Origin of the sequence: Novosphingobium sp., assembly GCF_032093395.1 — a bacterium.
Classification (GTDB): domain Bacteria; phylum Pseudomonadota; class Alphaproteobacteria; order Sphingomonadales; family Sphingomonadaceae; genus Novosphingobium.
Window position 1 is genome coordinate 1 of the sequence record NZ_DAMDBA010000135.1, and the last position, 249, is coordinate 249.

Here is a 249-nt window from a genome sequence, read left to right on the forward strand (position 1 = left end):
TAAGGGCGGAAATCGGTCCGATTCGCCTGAATTGACGTCTCGCATCACAAGATTCGCTCAGGGAAATTCCCCGTCGCAGGGACGCATCGTGGAAATGCAGCCTGTGGAAATTTTTGTTTTTGCTGAGGTTTTTGAGAGTTTTCGGTACTCTGGCGGCCGTTCTTGCGGCTTGGGAGCCTATAGCCCGAACAAAATTGAGATTGGCCCCTTGCCACCCCCGAAGTCGCCCTATATAGGCGCGCTCCTGCC